Source organism: Mesorhizobium subarcticum, assembly GCF_055456085.1.
In genome coordinates this window covers 5,271,013-5,294,850 of the sequence record NZ_CM144237.1, presented here as the reverse complement: position 1 = coordinate 5,294,850, position 23,838 = coordinate 5,271,013, and the positions used below count along the sequence as shown (strand labels likewise).

The 23,838-nt window shown below is 62.7% G+C and carries 23 protein-coding genes and 2 pseudogenes; 21 read left to right on the top strand and 4 right to left on the bottom strand.

Features of this window, described 5'->3' with window-relative positions:
- Positions 1-175: 175 nt before the first annotated feature.
- Positions 176-691: a transcriptional regulator LdtR gene (ldtR, locus tag ACZYHG_RS25875; protein WP_013896002.1), complete on the top strand. Its 516-nt coding sequence runs from the start codon at positions 176-178 to the stop codon at positions 689-691.
- 337 nt (positions 692-1,028) lie between these two features.
- Positions 1,029-2,283 (top strand): annotated as a pseudogene (locus tag ACZYHG_RS25870) (L,D-transpeptidase family protein).
- Between the two features lie 61 nt (positions 2,284-2,344).
- On the opposite strand, the gene ACZYHG_RS25865 reads toward ACZYHG_RS25870, so the two are convergent.
- Positions 2,345-3,070 carry a helix-turn-helix transcriptional regulator gene (locus ACZYHG_RS25865; RefSeq protein ID WP_464610954.1) on the bottom strand — a complete coding sequence of 242 codons (726 nt, stop codon included), beginning with the start codon at positions 3,068-3,070 and terminating at the stop codon, positions 2,345-2,347.
- Between the two features lie 366 nt (positions 3,071-3,436).
- On the opposite strand from ACZYHG_RS25865, the gene ACZYHG_RS25860 reads away from it, so the two are divergent.
- The 16 genes from ACZYHG_RS25860 (at position 3,437) to ACZYHG_RS25785 (ending at position 19,128) form a co-directional block, all read left to right on the top strand.
- Positions 3,437-5,080 (top strand): Na+/H+ antiporter, encoded by a 1,644-nt coding sequence (locus ACZYHG_RS25860; protein WP_464610953.1) that lies wholly within the window; start codon positions 3,437-3,439, stop codon positions 5,078-5,080.
- Between the two features lie 176 nt (positions 5,081-5,256).
- Positions 5,257-6,570 carry a serine hydroxymethyltransferase gene (glyA, locus tag ACZYHG_RS25855; protein ID WP_464610952.1) on the top strand — a complete coding sequence of 438 codons (1,314 nt, stop codon included), beginning with the start codon at positions 5,257-5,259 and terminating at the stop codon, positions 6,568-6,570.
- A gap of 190 nt (positions 6,571-6,760) precedes the next feature.
- Positions 6,761-7,249, top strand: coding sequence for a hypothetical protein (locus tag ACZYHG_RS25850; protein WP_464610951.1), 489 nt, complete (start codon positions 6,761-6,763; stop codon positions 7,247-7,249).
- A gap of 32 nt (positions 7,250-7,281) precedes the next feature.
- Positions 7,282-7,611 carry a GlpM family protein gene (locus ACZYHG_RS25845; protein WP_464610950.1) on the top strand — a complete coding sequence of 110 codons (330 nt, stop codon included), beginning with the start codon at positions 7,282-7,284 and terminating at the stop codon, positions 7,609-7,611.
- Positions 7,612-7,706: 95 nt separating this feature from the next.
- Positions 7,707-8,186, top strand: a complete 480-nt coding sequence (gene nrdR / locus ACZYHG_RS25840) for a transcriptional regulator NrdR (protein ID WP_027057293.1) — start codon at positions 7,707-7,709, stop codon at positions 8,184-8,186.
- Positions 8,187-8,188: 2 nt separating this feature from the next.
- Complete coding sequence (gene ribD, locus ACZYHG_RS25835) at positions 8,189-9,319, top strand: bifunctional diaminohydroxyphosphoribosylaminopyrimidine deaminase/5-amino-6-(5-phosphoribosylamino)uracil reductase RibD (protein WP_464610949.1); 1,131 nt, start codon at positions 8,189-8,191, stop codon at positions 9,317-9,319.
- Between the two features lie 68 nt (positions 9,320-9,387).
- Positions 9,388-10,005, top strand: coding sequence for a riboflavin synthase (locus ACZYHG_RS25830; RefSeq protein ID WP_464610948.1), 618 nt, complete (start codon positions 9,388-9,390; stop codon positions 10,003-10,005).
- Positions 10,006-10,050: 45 nt separating this feature from the next.
- Complete coding sequence (locus ACZYHG_RS25825) at positions 10,051-10,422, top strand: hypothetical protein (protein WP_464610947.1); 372 nt, start codon at positions 10,051-10,053, stop codon at positions 10,420-10,422.
- Between the two features lie 105 nt (positions 10,423-10,527).
- Positions 10,528-11,022, top strand: a complete 495-nt coding sequence (gene ribH / locus ACZYHG_RS25820) for a 6,7-dimethyl-8-ribityllumazine synthase (protein WP_464610946.1) — start codon at positions 10,528-10,530, stop codon at positions 11,020-11,022.
- A complete protein-coding gene (gene nusB, locus ACZYHG_RS25815) occupies positions 11,019-11,519 on the top strand; it encodes a transcription antitermination factor NusB (protein ID WP_464610945.1) in 501 nt (166 codons plus the stop codon). Before ribH ends, nusB begins: the two co-directional genes overlap by 4 nt.
- A complete protein-coding gene (locus ACZYHG_RS25810) occupies positions 11,516-12,733 on the top strand; it encodes an MFS transporter (protein ID WP_464610944.1) in 1,218 nt (405 codons plus the stop codon). Before nusB ends, ACZYHG_RS25810 begins: the two co-directional genes overlap by 4 nt.
- 179 nt (positions 12,734-12,912) lie before the next feature.
- Positions 12,913-13,824: a glycine betaine ABC transporter substrate-binding protein OsmF gene (gene osmF / locus ACZYHG_RS25805; protein WP_464610943.1), complete on the top strand. Its 912-nt coding sequence runs from the start codon at positions 12,913-12,915 to the stop codon at positions 13,822-13,824.
- 56 nt (positions 13,825-13,880) lie between these two features.
- A complete protein-coding gene (locus tag ACZYHG_RS25800) occupies positions 13,881-15,044 on the top strand; it encodes an ABC transporter permease (RefSeq protein WP_464610942.1) in 1,164 nt (387 codons plus the stop codon).
- A complete protein-coding gene (locus ACZYHG_RS25795) occupies positions 15,041-15,979 on the top strand; it encodes an ABC transporter ATP-binding protein (RefSeq protein ID WP_464610941.1) in 939 nt (312 codons plus the stop codon). The genes ACZYHG_RS25800 and ACZYHG_RS25795 overlap by 4 nt, the downstream gene beginning before the upstream one ends.
- Positions 15,976-16,725 (top strand): ABC transporter permease, encoded by a 750-nt coding sequence (locus tag ACZYHG_RS25790; protein ID WP_464610940.1) that lies wholly within the window; start codon positions 15,976-15,978, stop codon positions 16,723-16,725. Before ACZYHG_RS25795 ends, ACZYHG_RS25790 begins: the two co-directional genes overlap by 4 nt.
- 261 nt (positions 16,726-16,986) lie before the next feature.
- The gene (locus ACZYHG_RS25785; RefSeq protein ID WP_464610939.1) at positions 16,987-19,128 is read left to right on the top strand and encodes a sodium-translocating pyrophosphatase; all 2,142 of its coding nucleotides are present in this window, start codon (positions 16,987-16,989) and stop codon (positions 19,126-19,128) included.
- 87 nt (positions 19,129-19,215) lie between these two features.
- Here the strand turns inward: ACZYHG_RS25785 and ACZYHG_RS25780 are convergent, their stop codons facing one another.
- From ACZYHG_RS25780 to ACZYHG_RS25770, 3 genes and pseudogenes are all read right to left on the bottom strand, one after another.
- Entirely contained in the window at positions 19,216-20,214 is a 999-nt protein-coding gene (locus tag ACZYHG_RS25780) for a glycosyltransferase family 2 protein (protein ID WP_464610938.1), read from the bottom strand.
- 123 nt (positions 20,215-20,337) lie between these two features.
- Positions 20,338-20,724 carry a hypothetical protein gene (locus ACZYHG_RS25775; RefSeq protein ID WP_464610937.1) on the bottom strand — a complete coding sequence of 129 codons (387 nt, stop codon included), beginning with the start codon at positions 20,722-20,724 and terminating at the stop codon, positions 20,338-20,340.
- Between the two features lie 203 nt (positions 20,725-20,927).
- Positions 20,928-21,444: pseudogene (locus ACZYHG_RS25770) on the bottom strand (outer membrane protein assembly factor BamE).
- Between the two features lie 114 nt (positions 21,445-21,558).
- Here ACZYHG_RS25770 and ACZYHG_RS25765 point away from each other — a divergent pair.
- From ACZYHG_RS25765 to plsX, 3 genes are all read left to right on the top strand, one after another.
- Entirely contained in the window at positions 21,559-22,101 is a 543-nt protein-coding gene (locus ACZYHG_RS25765; protein WP_464610936.1) for a ubiquinol-cytochrome C chaperone family protein, read from the top strand.
- A 3-nt stretch (positions 22,102-22,104) separates the two neighbouring features.
- Positions 22,105-22,653 carry a YceD family protein gene (locus tag ACZYHG_RS25760; RefSeq protein WP_464610935.1) on the top strand — a complete coding sequence of 183 codons (549 nt, stop codon included), beginning with the start codon at positions 22,105-22,107 and terminating at the stop codon, positions 22,651-22,653.
- Positions 22,654-22,766: 113 nt separating this feature from the next.
- A complete protein-coding gene (gene plsX / locus ACZYHG_RS25755) occupies positions 22,767-23,837 on the top strand; it encodes a phosphate acyltransferase PlsX (protein WP_464610934.1) in 1,071 nt (356 codons plus the stop codon).
- The last annotated feature ends 1 nt before the right edge of the window (position 23,838 follow it).

The following is a 23,838-nucleotide window of genomic DNA, read 5'->3' as shown; positions in this document are numbered from 1 at the left end:
CTTTAGGTTAATTATCCTTGCTCGGGTGACCGTTCGTTAAGCCTCTTCCGAAACCTCTTACCGGTAAGCTCTTGTTAGCCCTAGCGTTTAAGTCGAATTTTATGAGTATTCGATAGTGTCGCGATCAAGGTGAAAAACAAAAAATCACCAGGGCGACAAACGAGAGGCAAAGACAATGATCAATTCGCGTCCGGCGGCGAAGACCGCCAACGTATCCGACGATCGCCGTGAGGCTATCCGTTCCCTGTACATGGAATCGCTGCAGCTCGTCGAGCGGCTGCACCGCCGCCTGCTTGACGTGATCAAGGACGAATTCGACCGCAACGGCCGTTCCGACATCAATGCTATCCAGGCGCTGCTGCTCTTCAACATCGGCAATTCCGAACTGACCGCCGGCGAGCTCCGCTCGCGTGGTTACTATCTCGGCTCGAACGTGTCCTACAATCTGAAGAAGCTGGTCGATCTCGGCTTCATCAACCACCAGCGCTCGCGTATCGACCGCCGTTCGGTCCGCGTCTCGCTGACGCCGAAGGGCAACGAGGTGGCTGATGTCGTCGCCGGTCTCTATGAGCGCCATGTCGGCTCGATCGAACAGGTCGGCGGCATCAACACCGACGAGTTCAAGCAGATGAACCGCGCCTTGCAGCGGCTCGACCGCTTCTGGAACGACACCATCGCCTACCGGATGTAATATCATCCGCATCGGATCTGGCCCGCGCCACAGAAGCGCGGCCGAAACAGCGACCTTCAGTCAGGACCGGTGCCGAAAAGCACCGGTCTTTTCTTTTCGAGCTGACGGCCGAAGCAAATTGCGGGCCAAGGCCACGTTGCCGCCATATTCCAATGGAACCGAGGATGCCGGTGATGCTGCGGTCAAGGCCGTTCGTTCACCCGGAACCTGTATCGAGCCTCGCGCGTTTGAGGCCCGTCTGATACGGACATGGTTGGCTAATTGTTAAGATTGCCAATTCTAGAGTGCGGGCAAGATCGCCCCTTGATCGAATGCTACAAGAATGTCTGGAACGTCCATGAAAACCAGCCGCCGCTTTTTCCTGTCCGGAGCCTCCGCAATCGCCGCCGCCATGGTGGCTGGTCGGGCGAATGCGCAGGATGTTATCGGGGATATCCTGAAATCCTCGGCCCGCGGCAATTGGGACGACCAGTTCGACGCCCGCGCCAGCGAAGGCGGCAAAGTGGCCTCGACGCTGCCGATCTTCAGCACGCAGACCGTTGCCTTTACCGAACAAGCGGTCGCGCAATATCAGAACATCGCCGGGCAGGGCGGATGGCAGCCGGTTCCCGACACCAAGAAACTGCAGCTTGGCGTTGACGATCCGGATGTGGTGCCGTTGCGCAAGCGCCTGATGATTTCGGGTGACCTGTCGCAGACCGCCGGCATTTCGACGGCCTTCGATTCCTACGTAGAACTCGGCGGTGAAGCGCTTCCAGCTGCGCCATGGTCTCCCTGCCGACGGTGCGCTGGGCAAGTACACTTATGCGGCGATGAACGTTTCGGCGCAGATCCGGCTTGGCCAGTTGCAGACCAATCTGCAGCGGCTGAAGGAGAAGGCCGGCACGCTGGGCAGCCGCTATGTGCTCGTCGACATTCCGGCGGCGCAGGTCGAAGCGGTCGAGAACGACCGCGTTGTGCTTCGCCATACGGCGATCGTCGGCAAGATCGATCGCCAGACGCCGATCGTCAATTCTAAGATCAACGAGATCATCGTCAACCCTTACTGGAACGCCCCGGTCTCGATCGTGCGCAAGGACATCATTCCGCTGATGCGGAAGGATCCCAACTATCTCAAGAACAGTCACATCCGCCTGTTCGCGCCGGATGGCAGCGAAGTCGATCCGATGAACGTGGACTGGTCGACCGACGACGCCGCCAAGTACCGGTTCCGCCAGGATCCCGGTTCGGAAAACGCCATGGCGTCGGTCAAGATCAATTTCCCGAGCCCTGATGGCGTTTACATGCACGACACGCCGCAGCAGAGCCTGTTCGGCAAGATGTTGCGCTTCGATTCCTCGGGCTGCGTGCGCGTTCAGAACGTGCGCGACCTCGTCACCTGGATCCTGCGCGACACGCCCGGCTGGGACCGCCAGCATTTCGAGGCGGCGATCAAGACCGGCGAGAACACGCCGATCCAGGTCACCAATCCGGTGCCGGTGCACTTCCTCTATCTCTCGGCCTGGTCGACAGGACCCGGTGTCGTCCAGTTCCGCGACGACGTCTACGCGCTGGATGGCGCCAGCGAGCTTCAGATCACATCTTCACTCTAAATATCTGATAATATTGACAAAAGGTCGCCTTCGAGGCGACCTTTTTGTTTCCGGATTGTCGTTAAATCAGCCGCTGGTTGACCAGCCGCGCCACCGCTTGCGCGCGGTTGACGGCGCCGAGCTTGCGCTTGGCATTGTCGACATGGAAGCGCACCGTCGCTTCGGCAATGCCGAGAATGACCGAGATCTCCCAATCCGTCTTGCCCTCGGCGACCAGCGCCAGGCTGTCGCGCTCACGCACCGTCAGCCGAACGGTGGCGGCGGGCGGTGGCATTGTCAGGCTCATCAGCCGTTCGGTCAGCACGAGACCGGCCATCTGGATGGCAAAACTCTCGTCTGCCGTGAAGTCGCGTTCGTGGAAGCCGAGATGCAGCGAGGCTATGGCGCCGTCGGCGCCATAGGAGGTGGAACACAGCGCGTCATTGATCCCGGCCTCACCGAGCGCCTCCCAATAGACGCCGAACTGCGCACGGTCGCGTGGCGCAAAGTCGGAGAAGCGGTAGCGCGTCCGGCTTTCGCGGATCGCGCCCAGCAACGGATTGCACTCGAAGCAGACATAGTCGAATGCCGGACTGCCCGGCCAGTTCGCCGGCGCCAGCCGCGTGATGAAGCCGCCGGCCGCCCAATGGCTGGCCGAGGTCAGCGTCGTTGACGGCCTGCGGTAGAGGCGGGTCTGCAGATAGGAAGCGCCGAAGGTTTCCATCGCCGCGAAGAAGGCGACACTTGCATGCTCCGCCGTTTTCGAAGCAAAGGCCGGTTCGGCATGGACCATGATCCGTGACAGCATCGGTCGTCCCTTTAGCACATCATAATATAACGTCGCATGGGTCGCTCCACGCCGCAAGATGGCTGGGCCGACCTGTCAACCTCCCACTATCGAGAGGTTGATGCGACGGCGGCATCGCATATCCACAAAGGCTGCAGTGCCCGGTTTCGGCGGCCTGATCGCCCCCGAGCGGTGCACCATTCTTGTTCGCGTTTACACATGCCGACCCTCTGGGTCCGGCGTGGGGCCGGCGCCCGGTGCCCCATTGGCAGCCTTGCGCTGACGCCGGGTGCCGGCCTTTCCTGAAATCGGTCAAGCGTTATGCCTGTCCGGCTGGACGCAAGACCGATGATTGCGCATGGTCCGGCGACCGGACGGAATCGGGCCATGCAAACTGCGATCTTCATTCTCGTCGTGCTCGTCTTCGTTGCCGTTTCCGGCGCGCTGGTGCGGCTGGTGCGGGTGCCGCTGCCGGTGCTGCAGATCGCGATAGGTGCCGCACTTGCCTGGCCGGTGCGCGGTATTCATGTCGAGATCGATCCGGAACTGTTCCTGCTGGTGTTCATTCCGCCGCTGCTGTTCAGCGACGCCTTTGGCGCGCCCAAGCGTGAGCTGATAGCCTTGCGCGGTCCGATCCTCGACCTTGCCATCGGCCTCGTCTTCTTCACCATCGTCGGCTTCGGCTATGCCTTGCACTGGCTGGTGCCGAGCATTCCGCTGGTCGTTGCTTTCGCTCTCGCGGCAGTGCTGTCGCCGACCGATGCGGTGGCCGTCTCCTCGATCGTCGACAGGAATGTCGTTCCGGCGCGGCTGATGCACATTCTGGAGGGCAAGTCGCTGCTCAACGACGCCTCTGGCCTGGTCATGTTCCGCTTTGCCGTCGCGGCGGCATTGACCGGCAGCTTTTCCTTTGCCGCGGCCTCGTTGAGTTTTCTCTATGCCGTCGTGGTGGGCATCCTGGCCGGCGTTGCGGCGTTGTTCGTTGCCGCCAAGGCGCTGCAACTCTTGAACCGCATCGGCGGCGTCCCGGCCGAGGCGCAGGTGCTGATCACCATCCTGCTTCCCTTCGTCGCCTATCTCGGCGCCGAGCACTTAGGGGCCTCGGGCATCCTGGCCGCGGTGACCGCCGGCCTGCTGACCGGGAGCACCGGCATATTCCGCTTCCTCGGCGTCTCCGCGCGCATGCAGACGATCTCCTTGTGGACGACGTTTTCCTTCGTCTTCAACGGCGCGCTGTTCATCGTGCTCGGCCTGCAGCTTCCCGAGATCATCCGCAAGGTGCCGCCGGAGCTCACTGGCCACTATCCCATCCTCCAGCCGGTGCTGACCGTGGTGGCGCTGACCTTATGCCTGATCGTACTCCGCTTCGTCTGGATCTGGATTGGCGATATCGCGGGGGCGCTTGCCGCGCGGTTAGGTAAGCGTGAGGTCGAGCCGTTCGGCCTGCGCGTGCGGCTGGCCGGTTCAGTGGCGGGCGTGCGTGGTGCCATCACGCTCGCCGGCATATTGTCACTGCCGTTGGCTTTGCAGGACGGGTCGCCATTCCCCGCGCGCGATCTTGTCATCTTCCTCGCCGCCGGCGTCATCATCTGTTCCCTGGTGATCGCCAGTCTGGCCTTGCCGGTGATCGCGCGTGGGCTGGTCGAGCCGGGCGAGGATGCGGGTGCTGCCGAGGAACGCTTGGCGCGGGTCAATGCGGCGAAGGCTGCAATCGCCCACATCGAGAGCATGGCCGGCAGCAGCGACGATGACGGCGAGGTGCCCGGCGCCAGACTTGTCGCCGCCGAAAGCATCGTCGCCGGCTACCGGCGCCGCATCGCCACCTCCGACGCGGCCGATGAAGCCCGGGCCGAGGCGCGCGAGGCCGGGCGGGTGGAGCTCGAAATGCGACTTGCCGGCATCGAGGCCGAGCGCACTGCGGTGCGCGACATGGTCCGCAGTGGCCAGATCAACGACCATACCTCGCGGGCGTTGTTTACCGAGATCACGCTCACCGAAGCCTTGCTCAGAGGGCGGCAGGAGCGGAAATAGCCGGTTCTGGTGTGCCTCTGCCGCAAACCGGCCAGCAAATTTCGCGCTGCAAACGTGGCGGGTCGAAAACAACTGTGTTAATGGCGCGGCAATGCAGGTCGCCCAAAAGTGTGCAGCGGTTTTGGGGCGACGATATGCATAAACAAATTGCCCCCGAACCGGAGGATTTTCAGGCCATGGCAACAGCAGCGGCAGCGTCCAACAAATTCGAATCCTTCTTCGAAACCACGCTGGAGGACGCCGATCCGGAGATTTTCGGCTCCATTCGCAACGAGCTCGGTCGCCAGCGCCGCGAGATCGAACTGATCGCGTCGGAAAACATCGTTTCCCGCGCCGTGCTCGAGGCGCAGGGCTCGATCATGACCAACAAATATGCCGAGGGCTATCCGGGCAAGCGCTACTATGGCGGCTGCCAGTTCGTCGACGTGGCCGAGGAACTGGCCATCGAGCGGGCGAAAAAGCTGTTTGGCTGCAATTTCGCCAACGTCCAGCCGAACTCCGGCAGCCAGATGAACCAGGCGGTGTTCCTGGCGCTGCTGCAGCCGGGCGACACGTTCATGGGGCTTGACCTCAATTCCGGCGGCCATCTGACCCACGGCTCGCCGGTCAACATGAGCGGCAAGTGGTTCAAGGTCGTGTCCTATGGCGTGCGCAAGGACGACCATCTGCTCGACATGGACGCGATCGAAAAGACCGCGCACGAGACCAAGCCGAAGCTGATCCTGGCTGGCGGCACCGCCTATTCGCGCATCTGGGACTGGAAGCGTTTCCGTGAGATCGCGGATGCGGTCGGCGCTTATCTGATGGTCGACATGGCGCATATTGCGGGCCTCGTCGCCGGCGGCGTGCATCCCTCGCCACTGCCGCACGCGCATGTGGTGACGACCACCACGCACAAATCGCTGCGCGGCCCGCGCGGCGGCATGATCCTGTGCAACGACGAGGACATCGCCAAGAAGATGAACTCGGCGGTATTCCCTGGTCTGCAGGGTGGCCCGCTGATGCATGTCATTGCCGCCAAGGCAGTCGCCTTCGGCGAGGCGCTGAAGCCAAGCTTCAAGCTCTATGCCGAGAGTGTCGCCGCCAACGCCAAGGCGCTGGCTTCGAGCCTCAAGGAGACAGGCCTCGACATCGTCTCCGGCGGCACCGACAACCATCTGATGCTGGTCGATCTCAGGCCCAAGAATGCCACCGGCAAGCGCGCCGAGGCAGCCCTTGGCCGCGCCAACATCACCTGCAACAAGAACGGCATCCCCTTCGACCCGGAAAAGCCTTTCGTCACCTCCGGCGTGCGTCTCGGCACCCCAGCCGGCACCACGCGCGGCTTCGGCCAGGCCGAGTTCCGCGAGATCGGCAAGCTGATCGCCGAGGTGCTGGATGGGCTGAAGGTCGCCAATTCCGACGAAGGCAATGCCGCGGTCGAGGCTGCGGTCAAGGCCAAGGTCGTGGCGCTGACCGATCGTTTTCCGCTGTACCCTTATCTCGGTTGAGCATCCTTATCTCCGGTTGACCGGGCGCGAAGCGTCATCTTTATTCGCCGGCGATGCGCCACCCCTGATCGGGTGGCGCATGGAATTGGAGAAAATGATGATGCGTGGTTTTCGTCTTGCCCCACTTGGTGTCGTCGGTTGGCTTGCCTTTTGCGGGTCAGCTCCGGCGCAGACGCAGCCGGCTCCGGACATGCCCGTCACGAGCACCTTCGGCCGATGGACAACCATGGTCGATACGCTCGACACCGGCCAGGATGCGCACAAGACCTGCGCGGCTTCGACGGCCTTCTTCGATGCGAGTGGCAATTCGGGCACGCTGACGCTGTCGATCTCGACCGGCGATGCGCTGCCTCCGAATGCCTATCCGGCCGTCATGTTCACCGTCGACAACAGGACCCTGCCGACCGGCAAGAAGATCGCGGCGACGTTCGGCGATCCCGGCGTCAAGGTTTCGGCCACGATCTATTCCAACGAAGGTGTCATCGGCCGCCCCAGCTGGACGGTCGACAATCAGGCCAAGACCAGTCTCGCGCTGCTGCGCGCCATGCGCCAGGTCACGTCTCTCGATGTGACCTTCGGCAAGGTGGCTGTCGCCAGCATACCGATGGACGGCTTCACCAAGGCCTACCGTAACCTCGGAGCGTCCTGCGGTTTCCCAACCAAAGACGTTGCGCCGTGAGGCAGGCGAACGGATCGGGATAGGGACCGCGGATGGATATTGTCTGGAAGGGTGTGATCGGCGGGCTAGTGACGGCGCTGATCGCCTGGGCGTCGAAGCGAGGCAACGTGCTGCCAGGAATATTGCCATTGGCGCCGACCTTTGCCGTCATCGCCTTGCTCGCCGTGGGCGCCAAGGGTGATCCGGGCGGCTTCCGTGACGCCTGCCTTGCCGGCGTAAAGACAATTCCCGCCTATCTTGCCTTCCTCAGTGCCTGCTGGTTGTTCGTCGACAAGGTTGACTATCGCCTGGCTGTCGCCGGCGGCATCGCCGTCTGGCTGGTTGCCGCTCTGGCAATCTTCCTCGCGCCTCGCTATCTCTGATGCGGCAGGCTGTCCAGGAAACGGAACGGCTTCAATCCCGGCTGGAAAGGCTCTAAGCCTTTCGCCTCACCAGATTCGCGAACCCAAGGCTTTTCATGCGCTGTCCCTATTGCCAGTCCGAAGATACGCAGGTGAAGGATTCGCGCCCCGCCGAGGATGGCGCGGCGATCCGCAGGCGGCGTGTCTGCCCCGATTGCGGCGGCCGTTTCACCACCTTCGAGCGCGTGCAATTGCGCGATCTGGTCGTGGTCAAGAAATCGGGGCGAAAAGTGCCGTTCGACCGCGACAAGCTGCTGCGCTCGGTGGAGATCGCGGTGCGCAAGCGCAATGTCGACCCCGAGCGGATTGATCGCGCGGTGACCGGCATTGTGCGCCAGCTCGAAAGCTCCGGCGAGACGGAAGTGGCCTCGGGCGAGGTCGGCAAGCTGGTCATGGAGGCGCTGAAATCGCTCGACGATGTCGCTTATGTCCGCTTTGCCTCGGTCTACCGCAATTTCCGCGAGGCGAAGGATTTCCATGAGCTGCTGGGCGAGTTGAAGGGCGACGAAGAAAAGAGCGAAGAGGAAGCCCGCTGAGCATGGCAGCACCGCAACTGAGCGCGGCCGGACAAGCGGCCCTTGATCGCCGTTTCATGGCCGCCGCCCTGCGGCTTTCGCGCCGGAATGCCGGCCGCACCTCGACCAACCCGTCGGTCGGCACGCTAATCGTGCGCGATGACGGTGCGGGGCCGATGATCGTCGGCACGGGTGTCACCGCGATCGGCGGCCGGCCTCATGCCGAAACCGAGGCGCTGGCCGAGGCGGGTGAGCTCGCGAGGGGTGCCACGGCTTACGTCACTTTGGAACCATGCGCCCATCACGGTCGCACCCCGCCTTGCGCCAATGCGCTGGTCAATGCCGGCATTGCGCGGGTCGTCGGTGCTGCAAGCGATCCCGATCCGCGCGTCTCCGGCAAGGGCTATGCCATCTTGCGCGCCGCCGGCATCGAGGTGGTCGAAAAGGTGTTGGCGGGCGAAGCCGCCGAGCAGATGGCCGGTTATCTCATTCGATCGCTCAGCAAGCGCCCGGAAGTGATTCTAAAGCTTGCACTTTCCAGTGATGGCAAGATCGGCAGGGGAGGCGCTGGCCAAGTCGCGATAACAGGCGATATCGCACGCCGCGAGGTCTATTTGATGCGGGCCGAGGCCGACGCCATTCTGGTTGGCATCGGCACGGCGCTGGAAGACAACCCAGCACTGACTGTCCGCTTGCCGGGGCTGGAGAACCGTTCGCCGGCACGCATCGTGCTCGACCGGCAGATCAGGCTGCCGGAGAGCTCGAAACTGGTCTCGGGCGTGGATCGCGTGCCACTCTACGTCGCCGCATGTCTGGAAGCCGATCCGCAGCGCCGGGCAGCGCTCGAACGCGCCGGCGTGCGCTTCATCGGCACGGAAACGCATGAGGGCGGCGTGGCATTGCCGGAACTGCTCGAGGATCTGGCGGCGCTCGGCATGGCAAGCGTGCTGGTCGAGGGCGGCGCCAAGGTAGCGAGCGCTTTCCTGGCTGATGGGCTGGTCGATCGCATCGTGCTGTTCCAAGGACCGGAAGCGATCGGCGAGGACGGCATTGCATCGCCCATCGACGCCGACCATATCCCGGCAGGCTTTCGCAAGCTGCGCGAGATGCGTTTTGGTGAAGACAGTTACGCCGAGTGGGTAAGAGACCTCTAGACCATGATCCCGAAAAGTGGGACCCGGTTTTCGGACAAGGTCATTATCAAAACGGGAAGATAGCATCGATGTTTACCGGAATTGTCACCGATATCGGCACCGTCGCGGCCGTTAAGCCGCTGAGCGAAGGCGTCGGCCTGCGCATCGATACTGCCTATGACCCCGCGACCATCGCCATTGGCGCTTCGATCTCCTGCGGCGGCGTCTGCCTGACGGTCACCGCTTTGCCTGACAGTGGCTCGAACGCGCGCTGGTTCGAAGTTGAAGCCTGGGAAGAGGCCTTGCGGCTGACCACGGCCTCGGGCTGGACGTCAGGCACGCGGATCAATCTCGAACGGGCGCTGAAGATCGGCGACGAACTCGGCGGCCACATCGTTTCGGGCCATGTCGACGGCACCGCCGAGATCGTCGAGCGCAAGGATGAGGGTGATGCGGTGCGCTTCACGCTCGAGGCGCCGCGCCATCTGGCGAAATTCATCGCGCCAAAGGGCTCCGTCGCGCTCGACGGCACCTCGCTCACCGTCAACAAGGTCGAGGGCACCCGCTTCGACGTGCTGCTGATCCATCACTCGCTGACCGTGACCACCTGGGGCGAGCGCAAGGCCGGCGACCGCGTCAATCTCGAGATCGACACCATGGCCCGCTACGCCGCGCGGCTGGCGGAGGCGGCGAAAGAGGGCTTGTAGCGGTCACATGGTCAATATTCCGAGAGCCGTCCCGAAGGCAGCAAGTTGATCGAAGATAGTGAAAACCTTGTCTACGAAGCGGTCAAAGACCTCAACAGCTCCAAGACCTACAAAGATCTGCTTTCCGATGATGTCGAGGAGCGGATCCGCGCGATACTCAGCATATCGTGGCACGACGACTGGCGTTTCGCGCAAGCTGTTTGCTTCAAATACGCACGTTCTCTCGATCCGGATATTCGAAGGATTTCCATCACAGGATTGGGTCATATCGCGCGCATCCATGGCGCCATCAATATGGGATCAGTCTGGGAACTTGTCGGCGATCTCAGGCACACCGGGCGTGACGATGGTGCTATCGAGGACATGCTCGGCGACATTATGATCTTTGTCGCGCGGCGAGGGCGTAGGGCGGTTTAGTTCGATAAGCGCGGCGCCGTCCCGAAATTGGGGCTGGCCCTTCGGACAAAGCTTGCGAATGTGGTCGCTTCGGCCTAAGTCACCGGCAACCCCCCGGAGACTTTCATGGCTGGCACATCCCAACACGGCAAAGCCTTCATTCGTCCGAAGACGAAGGCGCATCTGCTCATCATCGAAGCGCGCTTCCATGACGACCTTGCCGATGCGCTGCTCGACGGTGCGACACACGCGCTCGATGAAGCGGGCGCGACTTACGACGTCGTCACCGTTCCAGGTTCGCTGGAGATTCCAGCCGTAATCACTTTCGCGCTGGATGGCGCGGCGGAAGGCGGCACGCATTACGACGGTTTCGTTGCGCTCGGCAGCATCATCCGTGGCGACACCTACCATTTCGATATCGTCGCCAATGAATCCAGCCGCGCGCTCATGGACTTGACCGTGCAGGACTCGGTCTGCATCGGCAATGGCATCCTGACTACAGAGAACGATGCGCAGGCATGGACGCGGGCGAAGCGCTCGGAAGGCGACAAGGGTGGCTTTGCCGCGCGTGCGGCGCTGACCATGGTCGCCCTCAAGGAACGACTGGGAGCGCGATCGTGAGCGAACCCGCTTCGCCCGGACAGCCGGCCGTGCGCCAAGCCAACAAGCGCGGCGCTGCCCGTTTGGCCGCCGTGCAGGCGCTCTACCAGATGGATGTCTCCGGCAGCGGCGTTTTCGAGATCACCGCCGAATATGAGGCGTTTCGCCTCGGTAAGGAAGTCGACGGCGCGCTCTATCGCGAGGCGGATGCCCAGTGGTTCCGCGCTATCCTGGCCGGCGTCGTCGAGGACCAGAAGAACATCGATCCAATCATTCGCCAGGCGCTGACCGAGGACTGGCCGCTGTCGCGGCTCGATTCGACGCTGCGCGCCATCCTGCGTGCCGGCGTCTATGAACTGATGAAGCGTGAAGACGTGCCGGTGGCGGTCATCGTTTCGGAATATGTCGACATCGCCAAGGCCTTTTACGAGGAAGACGAGCCGAAGCTGGTCAATGCCGTGCTCGACCGCGTGTCACGCCGGGTGCGTGGCGAAGGGCGCGGCAAGGACGCTTCGTGACGTCAATCGCCGTCGAGGCTGGCAAAGAGGCGCGGCGTACCGCGCTGATCCTCGCCGCCTCGCAGGCGATTATCGGCTCGGCCGCCCCCATCGCCATCTCCATGGGCGCACTGGCCGGGCAATATCTGCTCGGTGCAGACAAATCGCTGGCGACGGCGCCGATCACCGGCTTCAACATCGGTGTGGCACTGGGCGCGTTGCCGGCCGCGGCCATCATCCGCAGGCTGGGCCAGCGCGGCGGCTTCATGACCGGAACCGTCATTACCGCCCTTGGCGGCCTGGTCGCCACCCTGGCGCTCTTCCATGGCAGCTTCTGGCTGTTCGCCTTTGGGCTGCTCGTGATCGGCGCCGGCGGCGCCTTCGTCCAGCAGTTCCGCTTCGCCGCCGCCGACAATGCGCCGCCACAGTTCAAGGCTCGCGCCATCTCCTTCGTGCTGGCCGGTGGCATCGTCACCGCCATCCTCGGGCCGCAGATCGTCATCTTCACCCGTGAACTGTTCGCACCGGTTATGTTTGCCGGTTCGTTCATCTCCATCCTGCCGCTGGCCGCGGCCGGCGCCATCATCCTGTCATTCCTGCGCCTGCCGGCGAAGGCCGCGAACAAGGTTGATATTACCGAGGGTGGTGCCAGGCCACTGGCCGAAATCGTCACCAAGCCGCGCTTCGTCGCCGCGCTGTTTTGCGCCGTCGGCAGCTATGCGCTGATGAGCTTCGTCATGACCGGCGCGCCGCTGGCCATGGTCGGCTGCGGCCTGTCGGAAAATGACGCGACACTCGGCATTTCCTGGCACGTCATGGCGATGTTCGCGCCGAGTTTCTTCACCGGCTCGCTGATCCATCGCTTCGGCGCCGAGCGCATCGTCGCCATCGGTCTGATCCTGCTCATTGGCTGCGCCATTGTCGCTTTGTCGGGTCTGGCGCTATGGCACTTCTGGACGTCACTGATCCTGCTTGGCCTCGGCTGGAATTTCGGCTTCATCGGTGCCACCGCCATGGTGGCTGCCAGCTACCGGCCGTCGGAAAAGGGCAAGGTGCAGGGTTTTCACGACTTCGTCCTGTTCGGCTCGGTCGCCTGCGCGTCGCTGCTGTCTGGGATGGTCTACAACGCCTGGGGCTGGGAGATGCTGAACTGGATGATCTTCCCGGTCACAGTGCTGTGCTTCGTGGCGCTTGGCGCGCTAAAGATGACTGCTTCGCCCAAGGTCAGCACCTGATCCCCAAATCACTCCGACCTGACATGATGTTGTCAGGATTGCTTCGGCCGAATTTGCCGATCTGAAACAAAATTATTGCGCCTGTACCTATTGTTATGAAACCGTGTGCCCCGACTGGCCGTTGCAGCCATGCTCATATGCGGCCACCGCGTTCCGGTTCACAGCAAGAGGTTTTCACGATGTTTTCAGTCAAGGTTTTCGCCGGCGCGGCATTGGCGCTGGCCATCACGGCGGCTTCCGCCAATGCCCAGGTGGTTGTCTCCTCGAAGATCGACACCGAGGGCGGCGTGCTCGGCAACATCATCCAGCTGGTGCTGAACGCCAACAACATCAAGACCACCGACCGCATCCAGCTGGGTGGCACGCCGGTGGTGCGCAAGGCGATCAGCGCCGGCGAGATCGACATCTATCCCGAATACACCGGCAACGCCGCGTTCTTCTTCGAAAAGGCGGATGATCCGGCATGGAAGGATGCCGCCAAGGCCTATGAGACGGCCAAGAAACTCGACTATGACGCCAACAAGATCGTCTGGCTGTCGCCGGCGCCGGCCAACAACACCTGGGCGATCGCGCTGCGCAAGGAAGTGACGGACGGAAACAAGCTCGTCACGCTGTCGGACTTCGGCAAATACGTCTCGGGCGGCGGCAAGGTGGTGCTGGCGGCTTCCGCCGAGTTCGTCAATTCGGCTGCAGCCCTTCCGGCCTTCCAGACCACCTATGGCTTCACCTTGAAGCCGGACCAGTTGATCACGCTCTCGGGCGGCGACACGGCGGCGACCATCGCCGCGGCCGCCAACCAGACCAGCGGTGCCAACGCCGCCATGGTTTACGGTACTGACGGCGGCATCGCGCCGTCCGGTCTGGTCGTGCTTGAGGACGACAAGGGTGTGCAGCCAGTCTACCAGCCGGCGCCGATCATCCGCGAATCCGTGCTCAAGGAACATCCCGAGATCGAGACGCTGTTGAAGCCGGTCTTTGCCAAGCTTGATCTCGTCACGTTGCAGGAGTTGAACGGCCGCGTGCAGGTCGGTGGCGAGCCGGTCAAGGGTGTCGCCGAGGACTTCCTGAAGAAGAACGGCTTTCTGAAGTAGGACGATTCCGGCGTGCCGCTTGCGTGGCGCGCCGGGACGACCGACTGGGGAAGGGCGTGAATATCCGTTTCGACAAGCTGGGCGTCGTCATCGCCGCGATCGCGGCCTATGCGGCGTTCCTCGCCCCCTTCGCCACGTTCCGCGCCAACCGCATCGTTCCCGGCCAGGCGCGTTCGATTCTCGAAGCGCTGCCGACAGCAACCGGGGCGTTGCTGCTCGTCATCATCGTCGTCGCGGCGCTCATCGCGCTCTTCAAGACACCGCTCCTCCTGCGTCTTGTAGCCAGCGTCGTGGCGCTGGTCGCGCTTGCGCTGCTGATCGGTGTCGCCGGCACATTCCTCACGCCGGCCGGCAACACGTTTGCCAGAATTTCGCCAGCCTTCGGTTTCTGGATACTGATCTTTGCCTTCACGCTTTTGCTCGCTGATGTGCTGCCGAGGCTGGAGCTTTCGCCCTGGGCACGCGTCGGCGTGCTGGTGCTGGCCGCGGCGGCGGTCGGTCTTTTGCTGGTGTCGGGAAGCTGGAACGATCTTTCCATCCTCAAGGAATATTTCAACCGCGCCGACAGTTTCTGGGCCGAAGGCTCCAAGCATGTCACGCTGGCGCTCGGCTCGCTGTTTGCCGCGGTGGTCATTGGCCTGCCGCTCGGCATCCTCTGCCATCGTGTCGAAAGGCTGCGGTCCGGCGTGCTCAACGTGCTCAACATCATCCAGACCATTCCCTCGATCGCGCTGTTCGGCCTGCTGATCGCGCCGCTTGGCTGGGTCGCCCTCCATGTGCCGGGGGCTGCCGCGCTCGGCATTCGCGGCATTGGCACGGCACCTGCCTTTGTCGCCCTGTTGCTCTATTCGCTGCTGCCGGTGGTGGCCAACACCGTGGTCGGGCTTGCTGGTGTCCCTCGCGCGGCCAACGACGCCGCGCGCGGCATGGGCATGACCGATCGCCAGCGCCTGTTCGGCGTCGAGTTTCCGCTGGCCTTTCCGGTGATCCTCACCGGTATTCGCATCGTGCTGGTGCAGAACATCGGCCTTGCCACCATCGCTGCGCTCATCGGCGGTGGCGGCTTCGGCGTGTTCGTCTTCCAGGGTGTCGGCCAGACGGCGATGGACCTGGTGCTGCTCGGCGCGGTGCCGACGGTCGCGCTCGCCTTCGCCGCTGCCATCATCCTCGATGCGGTGATCGAAATGACCGCCACCAAGCGCAGGGTTGAAACGGCATGATCGAGATCGAAGGCATTACCAAGCGCTATGACGCGACGACGGTGGTCGATGACGTCTCGATGGTCGTCGAGCCACGCACGGTTTGCGTCATCGTCGGCACGTCCGGTTCCGGCAAGACGACGCTGCTGCGCATGATCAACCGGTTGGTCGAGCCGACGGCCGGCATCATCAAGCTCGACGGCGCCGACAATCGCTCCGTGCCCGGTTATGAGCTGCGCCGCAGCATCGGCTATGCCATCCAGGGCCACGGCCTGTTCCCGCACCGCACGGTGGCGCAGAACATTGCAACGGTGCCGGTGCTGCTCGGCTGGGACAAGGCCCGCATCAAGGCCCGCGTCGATGAGTTGATGACGCTCTACCAGCTCGATCCGCAGGCCTACGGGCCGCGCTATCCGCACGAACTGTCCGGCGGCCAGCAGCAGCGCGTCGGTGTGGCCCGTGCGCTCGCCGCCGAGCCCAATGTGCTGTTGATGGACGAGCCCTTCGGCGCGCTCGACCCGATCATCCGCACCAAGGCCCAGGAAGATCTGCTGGCGATCCAGAAGCGCTTCGGCACCACCATCATCCTCGTCACCCATGACATGGAAGAGGCCGTGCATATGGGCGACAAGATCGCCGTCATGGATGCCGGCAAGCTCGTGCAATACGCCAGACCCGCCGAGATCCTGGCAAACCCGGCCAGCAATTTCGTCGAGACCCTGGTCGGCGCCAGCGAAAGGCCGTTCCGGCTGTTGTCGCTCGGACGGGTGCGTGACGCGGTGGAGAATGGCACCGCCGACGGCGAAGCGATATCAGGCGATGCCAGCCAACGCGATGCATTGGCCGAGCTGTTGTGGTCGGGCCGGCCGGCGCTGCCGGTGAAAGGCGCCGACGGCAAGCCGCTCGGCCGCGTCACGGTGGACGGACTGGTCAAGCGCGCGGCGAGGCCGACATGAAAGCCTGGCTGCCTGCGCTGCTGCGGCTTGCCCTCGTGGTGCTGCTCGTCGCCTTCCTCACCAATCCCGGCTGGTTCGAACCATTGCTGAAGCCGCTGACAGAAAACAATGCGCCGGTGATCTACAATCAGGGCAGCCTGCTGACGCTGACGCTGTTGCATCTGCGCACCGTTCTGCTCGCCACCGTGGCGGCGACCATCGTTGCTGTTGCGCTCGCCGTCTTGGTCACCAGGCCGGCAGGTGCCGAATTCCTGCCGCTGTCGCGCAGCCTGGTCAACATCGGCCAGACCTTTCCGCCGGTGGCGGTGCTGGCGCTTGCCGTGCCGGCTGTCGGCTTCGGCGAGAAGCCAACGCTGATCGCCCTGTTTCTCTATGGCCTGCTGCCGATCTTCGAGAATACGCTGACCGGGCTGACAACGCTGCCGGCCAATGTCGTCGAGGCGGCGCGCGGCGCCGGCATGACCGGCTGGCAAAGGCTCATCAAGGTCGAACTGCCGCTCAGCGCGCCGATCATCCTGGGCGGCATCAGGCTGTCTGTCGTCATCGGTCTTGCCACCGCCACCATCGGCTCGACGGTGGCCGCCAAGACGCTGGGCGAGGTGATCATCGCCGGCCTGTTGTCCAACAATCTCGCCTTCATCCTGCAGGGCGGCCTGATCGTGGCGGCGCTCGCCGTGCTGATCTATGACGGGCTGTCGGCGGTCGAGCGCTATGCGGCGCGGCGTATGGGCAGTGAGGCGGAGTAGTCCCTGGGTAAATGGAGGCCAGTCGGCAAGATCCTCTAGCGTCATTTCAATCGATCTAAATCAAGGCCCATGTCAGCAGGGCTGTGCCGGTTTTTGTCTTTTGGGCGAAAGCCGGGCAAAAACCGAACAATATCTTGACGTTCCGAGCCCTGTTTCGCATACACCGATGCGAAGAGGTGGATTCCGCGCGCGGAATCCGGTCTTTGTCTCAACGGCCCAGGGAGGGGTTCTTTTGGGCCAGCAATCGAGGAAAATTCGGCAATGACCATACTTTACGCCGTCATCGCCTGCGGCTTGCTTTCTGTCCTTTACGCCATCTGGGCGACACGTTCGGTTCTCGCGGCCGATCAGGGCAATGCACGCATGCAGGAAATCTCCGCCGCCATCCGCGAAGGCGCGCAGGCCTATCTGGCGCGCCAGTACACCACCATCGCCATTGTTGGCGTGGTCGTGCTCATGCTCGCCTGGTGGCTGCTTTCGATCACCGCCGCAATCGGCTTCCTGATCGGCGCCGTCCTGTCCGGTGCCGCCGGCTTCATCGGCATGCATGTTTCGGTGCGGGCCAATGTGCGCACCGCGCAGGCTGCATCCAACAGTCTCGCCGCGGGTCTCGACATCGCCTTCAAGTCGGGCGCCATCACCGGCATGCTGGTGGCAGGCCTGGCGCTGCTCGGCGTCTCGATCTACTTCCTGATCCTGACCGGCCCCATGGGCCTGCAGCCCAATGATCGCATCGTTATCGACTCGCTGGTCTCGCTCGGTTTCGGCGCCTCTTTGATCTCGATCTTTGCCCGTCTCGGCGGCGGCATCTTCACCAAGGGTGCCGACGTCGGCGGCGATCTGGTCGGCAAGGTCGAGGCCGGTATCCCGGAAGATGATCCGCGCAACCCGGCCACCATCGCCGACAATGTCGGCGACAATGTCGGTGACTGCGCCGGCATGGCCGCCGACCTGTTCGAAACCTATGCGGTGACGGTCGTCGCCACCATGGTGCTCGGCGCCATCTTCTTTGGCGGCACCGCCGTTCTGCAGACTGCGATGCTCTACCCGCTCGCCATCTGTGGCGCCTGCATCCTGACCTCGATCGTCGGCACCTTCTTCGTCAAGCTCGGCTCGAACGGCTCGATCATGGGCGCGCTCTACAAGGGCCTGATCGTCACCGGCCTGCTGTCGATCGTCGGTCTTGGCATCGCTACGTCCGCTACAGTCGGCTGGGGCGAGGTCGGCACCGTTGCCGGCATGATCATCACCGGCAAGAACCTGTTCATCTGCGGCCTGGTCGGCCTCGTGGTGACCGGTTTGATCGTTGTGATCACCGAGTACTACACCGGCACCAACAAGCGTCCGGTCAACTCGATCGCCCAGGCTTCGGTGACCGGCCACGGCACCAACGTCATCCAGGGCCTCGCTGTGTCGCTGGAATCGACCGCGCTGCCGGCAATCGTCATCGTCGGCGGCATCATCTCGACCTACCAGCTCGCTGGCCTGTTCGGTACGGCGATCGCGGTGACCACCATGCTCGGCCTTGCCGGCATGATCGTTGCGCTCGACGCCTTCGGCCCGGTCACCGACAATGCCGGCGGCATTGCCGAAATGGCCGGCCTGCCCAAGGAAGTGCGTCATTCGACAGACGCGCTCGACGCGGTTGGCAACACCACGAAAGCCGTGACCAAGGGTTATGCCATCGGTTCGGCGGGCCTCGGTGCGCTGGTGCTGTTTGCCGCCTATTCGAACGACCTGAAGTTCTTTGCCGCCAATGGCGACAGATATCCCTACTTCCAGGGCATGGGCGAAATCTCCTTCGATCTCTCCAACCCCTATGTCGTCGCCGGCCTGATCTTCGGCGGCCTCATCCCCTATCTGTTCGGCGGCATCGCCATGACGGCCGTCGGCCGTGCGGCGGGCGCCATCGTCGAGGAGGTGCGCAAGCAGTTCCGCGAGGATCCGGGCATCATGGCCGGCACCTCCAAGCCGAACTATGCGCGTGCGGTCGATCTCCTGACCAAGGCCGCGATCCGGGAAATGATCATCCCGTCGCTGCTGCCGGTGCTGGCGCCGCTCGTCGTCTATTTCGGCGTGCTCTTGATCTCGGGCTCGAAGGCCTCCGCCTTCGCAGCGCTGGGCGCCTCACTCCTCGGTGTCATCGTCAACGGCCTGTTCGTCGCCATCTCGATGACCTCGGGTGGTGGCGCCTGGGACAATGCGAAAAAGTCGTTCGAGGACGGTTTCGTCGACAAGGACGGCGTCAAGCACCTGAAGGGCTCCGAGGCGCACAAGGCTTCGGTGACCGGCGATACGGTCGGCGACCCCTACAAGGACACCGCCGGTCCTGCGGTCAATCCGGCGATCAAGATCACCAACATCGTCGCACTCCTGCTTTTGGCCGTGCTCGCGCACGGCTGAGCGACAACGATTGAATGAAAAACCCGCGGGGAGCGATCCCCGCGGGTTTTTCATTGAGACTGCCCGTTTCGGTCGGGGAGTGTGCTTTCAATCGTCCTTGGCGTGTGTATCTATCCGGTTGCGATAGAGTGTCAGCAACTCTTCCGCGGTCGGCTCGCGTTTCGGCATAGGCGTCAGGCCGCGTATCTCGCGCAGCCTGGCGACGAATGCGCCAGGCTTATGTCGGCGACGAAAGGACAGCGCCCTTGGGTGAATGCCGAAGGCCACCAGCAATCTGCGCCTGAAATAGGTGTATCTTCTCCAACGAAGTGGAGGTTCGGCCGCGCTGAGAATCCGCACACGCAAGGCGTCCGGTGTGGCCATTGCGTCGATAAGCTCCTCTTGTTCCGTCGCCACGTCGTCGACATAGCTGCCCTTGCGCATGCCCGAATGCAGCTTGAGAACCGTCAAATGAGGCATCGTCGCGATCACAGCGCCTTTTTGCCAAGCCCGAAACAGCCAGTACTGCGATGTTTCGCAGTAGCATTGACTTGCCGGACGCCAAGGACCCAACCTGCCCAGTGATGTTCTTCGGACCACCTGGGCTGAACCATATCCCGTTGTGATGGCGGGATCGTAGAAGCCGCCCTTGCCATTCCCAAATACCGAATTCCGGGCATGGGTGCCTTTCGCGGGCGGCGGTTCAACAACGATGCCGCGCGCGATCACGACATCGGCGCCGGTCGCGTCGATCCATCCCGTGGTCGCGGCAAGATGGTCGGGAAACCAGAGATCGTCTTGATTGAGCAAGGCGACGAATTGGCCGCGCGACCTGGCAAAACCGATATTGTTGGGGCCGGATTGCTCACCGAAATTAACCGGCAGGTCGACATAGACGATGCGTGGGTCGCGAAATTCGGCGATGGTCGCTGCCGTGTCCGGGCGACAGGCATCGCCGATCACCAGAATTTCAAAGTACTGCAAGGTCTGACCCAGCACGCTGTGCAGTGCTTGTCGCAAGGCGGCAGGCCGGTTGTGGGTTGCAATGACCACCGAGACGAGCGGCGCGTTCTGCCCGGCTGCGTCGGAGAGGCCGGATTGTTCCACGCTACACCAGTTTATAGGGGATGTGATCCGTGTCCGGCGGCAGGCGCCAATGGTCGGGCGCGTCGTACGCATAGGCCTTGTCGACGAGATTGAGGAGCATGGCGATCTCCGGTCCCAGCGCCGTCACGCCATGCCATACGCCAGGCGGGATGATGACGATCGCTGGGCGCAAGGCGCCGACGATCTTGTGCCAGACCGTGCCGAAGCTGGGGAAGCCTTTCGGCCGTCATAGAGCGATATGCGCACACTGCCGACACAACAGAAAAGCCGATCCTGCGTCACCTTGTGGGCATGCCAACCGGTCACCGCACCCGGATACATCGTGCGCTGGAAAACCTGGCCGACAGGCAATTGATCGAGATCCCATTCGTCCCGGAACACCTCGGTCAGATAGCCGTTGGAGGTCGCGACAGGCCTGATTTCCTTGACCCTGACGCCATCGATTGCCGGAGGATCGATGGCAAGCCAATCAGGTGTCACGCTTTGCCGGTCAGGCGTCCCCGTGGCCATACAGCCATCCGGTGCTATGCGCTCGACACTACCCATTTTCAAAACCCCAAAACCCGCCGGATTTGATACGGGCTTGCCCCATTGCTGGCAAGCCTCTGCCTGGCCAAAACAAAAAACCCGCGGGATCGCTCCCACGGGTTTTCGGTCGCCTGAGGTGCTGCCGCTTTCCGTAAAGGGACGCGGTTCTTATAACCTTCCTATAGTCAGGGAGTGCTGCCGCCGGGAATGCTGGGCGCCAGCTTGCTGGCACCGTTGATGATCTGGCTGAGGAAGTTCTGGTCCTTGCCGCCGGTCGGCGTGGTGCGCGAGATGAAGTCGAATATCTTGCCGTCCTTCAAGCCATAATTGGCGATCTGGGTCACGCGGCCGTCAGCACCGAAGTAGACCGCCAGCACTTTCTGGTCGACCAGCCTCGGCTTGTCGAAGGCGACATAGCGCTTGCGCGTCTGCGAGATGTAATAAAACGCCTCATTGTCGAAAGTCGCGGTGGTCGACGGCGTGCCAAGCGCCAGAAGCACCTGCTCGCGGCTGGAGCCGACGGGCACCGAGTTCGACTGCCTGCTGGTCGATGACGTACCCTTGGGTGATTGTCTCGCTCGGGGTGAGGTCACCGAACATCTTGCTGGAGTGGCAGGCCGAGAGCGCCGAAACGACGAGCAACAGCGAGATCGCGCCGGCGGGCCTGGATGTGAAGGTCGACTTGAAATTCAGCGCGCGCAACAACAATTCTCCATTATATCGCCGCAACTTGCGCTGGGCCGCAAAACCGGTAAACCAGCTTGCTTGCCGATGCAACAAGGCCAATTCAACAAACGGTCCCCGGAGACCATCCCCATGTTCCAGCGCCTTTTTGGTCGCGAACGCCACGCCAACCGCGCCATCACCGACGCGCTTTACGCACAAATCGTGGCGGCGGCGCGGCAGAGTGTATTTTATTCCCACTGGAATGTGCCGGACACGCCACTCGGCCGTTTCGAGATGCTTTCGCTGCACATGTTCCTGTTCCAGCATCGCTTGCGCGGCGAGGACGGCGCCGCGCAGGAGGTCGCCCAGGTGCTGATCGACGAGTTCTTCCTCGACGTCGATCATTCGCTGCGGGAACTGGGCATTGGCGACGTCGGCGTACCCAAACGCATGAAGAAGCTGGCGAAGATGTTTTATGGCCGCACCGCTGCCTATGATGACGCGCTGGAAAGAAATGACCACGATGGGCTGACCGCGGCACTTGCCCGCAATGTCCGGCCCGACGCCGGAACCTGGCCGCAGGCGCCGCAATTGGCCAGCTACGTTGCCGATGCCTGCCGGCAACTGTCCGCGCAGCCGTCCGAATCAATCGTTTCCGGCACGGTGGCGTTTCCGCTCGCCAGGGAGGGTTGATTGATGAAACATGCTGATACGCAAAGCCCGGTTTCCTTCCTCGCAAACGTCGCCCGGCTGCCGCACAAAGGATTGCCCGTGGTGATCGAGGCCGACGCCGCCCAGCGCGCAGTGCTCGCCGAGGAGCACGGGCTGCTGTCGGTCGAAGCCTATCGTGCTGAACTCCTGGTGGTCTCCTGGAAGCGCAATGGTGTGAAGGTCAGCGGCCGTGTCGAAGCCGACATCACCCAGGCCTGCATCGTCACGCTCGAACCCGTCGAAGCGCACATCGACGAGCCGGTCGAGGCGCTGTTGCTGCCCGAGGACTCCAAGCTTGGACGGCAGGGATTTGAACGCGGTGGCGAGATATTGCTCGATGCGGATGGTCCGGACAGTCCCGAAACATTCTCCGGCGACATCATCGATGTCGGAGCGCTGGCCGAACAGTTCTTCGGATTGGCGATCGACCCCTATCCGCGCAAGCCGGGCGCGTCGCTGGATGCCGGCGGCAAGACCGATGCGGCTGAGAATGAATTTCAGCAAAAACTGCGATCCTTGCTGGGAAAATCCTGAAAACCTCCTCCGCGATGGAAAAGTCGGTTGTGTGAAAAGCCAAAACCGCTATTTTCGCCAAAACTTCGCGATCGCTAAAGCGACCTGCCGCCCAACCGTGAGATGAATACCGCGTGATCAGGATTTCCATCGATGCCATGGGCGGCGATCACGGACCAGCCGTGGTCATCCCGGCGCTCATGACGGTCGCGACCCGCCGACCCGACATCCGCTTCGTCATCTACGGGCGTGAGGAACTGGTGCGTCCCGAACTGGCCAAGTTTCCCAAATTGGCCGAGGTGAGTGAATTCTTCCACTGCGAGATCGCGGTCAGAATGGATGACAAGCCGAGCCAGGCGCTGCGCCATGGCCGCTGGAAGTCGTCGATGTGGAAGGCGATAGAGGCGGTCAAGTCGGGCGCCGCGGACGCCTGCATCTCCGCCGGCAACACCGGCGCGCTGATGGCGATGTCGAAATTCTGCCTGCGAACCATGAACACCATCGATCGCCCGGCGATCGCCGCATTGTGGCCGACATTGCGCGGCGAAAGCGTGGTTCTGGACGTTGGCGCCACCATTGGCGCCGACGCGCACCAGCTCATTGATTTTGCCATTCTCGGCACCGGCATGGCGCGCTCCGTATTCGGCATCGCCCGGCCCACTATCGGCCTGCTCAATGTCGGCGTGGAAGAGATCAAGGGCCAGGAAGAGGTCAAGGAAGCGGGACGCATGCTGCGCGAGGCCAACATGGCCTCGATGAACTATCATGGCTTTGTCGAAGGCGACGATATCGGCAAGGGCACGGTCGACGTCGTGGTGACGGAAGGCTTTGCCGGCAATATTGCCCTGAAGACGGCGGAAGGCACCGCGCGCCAGATAGCAGGATATCTGCGTGCCGCGATGAGCCGAACCCTGATGGCCAAGATCGGCTATATCTTCGCCAAGGGTGCCTTTGATCGTCTGCGCGAAAAGATGGATGTCGGCCGCTCCAATGGCGGCGTGTTCCTGGGGCTGAACGGCATTGTCGTGAAAAGCCACGGCGGTGCCGATTCGGACGGTTTCGCCGCTGCTATCGAACTTGGTTACGACATGGTGCGCAACAATCTGCTCGACCGCATCGAGGCCGACCTCGACCTGTTTCATGCGCGCAACCCGCATGCCCTGTCATCTCGGAAGTCTGACGTCGTTACCGACGTGAAGGAATAGG